At 64.4% G+C, this 559-nt stretch carries 1 protein-coding gene; it reads right to left on the bottom strand.

Annotated elements, in window-relative coordinates:
• The coding region (locus tag HV773_RS36600; protein ID WP_175198569.1) for an NAD(P)/FAD-dependent oxidoreductase at nt 1-559 on the bottom strand (559 nt) is incomplete at both ends.

The raw sequence follows: 559 nt of genomic DNA, 5'->3' as shown, positions 1-559 counted from the left end.
CATCAGCGTGCCCAGGTACAGGCCCTTGCTCATCCACTGCTTGAAGTTGCGCGACTTGTACAGTTCCGTGTAGAGCCACGACTGCTTGAACGCTTCCGGGTACGCCGCGAGCTCATCGCTCTGGCGGCCTGCCTGCACCGCGTCGAACGCGGCTTCCGCCGCGAGCATGCCGGTCTTGATCGCCGCGTGGCTGCCCTTGATGCGCGCCGCGTTCAGGAAGCCCGCGTCGTCGCCCACCAGTGCGCCGCCCGGGAACACGAGCTTCGGCAGTGACATCAGCCCGCCCGCCGTCATCGCGCGGGCGCCGTATGAAACGCGCTTGCCGCCTTCCAGATACTTGCGGATCACCGGATGCGTCTTGTAGCGCTGGAATTCCTCGAACGGCGAGAGATACGGGTTCTGGTACGCAAGGCCGACGACGAAGCCCACCATCACCTGGTTATTGTCCGTGTGGTACAGGAACGAGCCGCCGTAGGTGTCCTTTTCCAGCGGCCAGCCCGCCGTGTGGATCACCAGACCCGGCTTGTGCCTGGCCGGATCGATCTCCCACAATTCCTTG

The sequence above is a fragment of the Paraburkholderia caffeinitolerans genome (genome assembly GCF_902859945.1).
Lineage (GTDB): Bacteria > Pseudomonadota > Gammaproteobacteria > Burkholderiales > Burkholderiaceae > Paraburkholderia > Paraburkholderia caffeinitolerans.
This window is presented reverse-complemented; position numbering and strand designations above follow the sequence as displayed.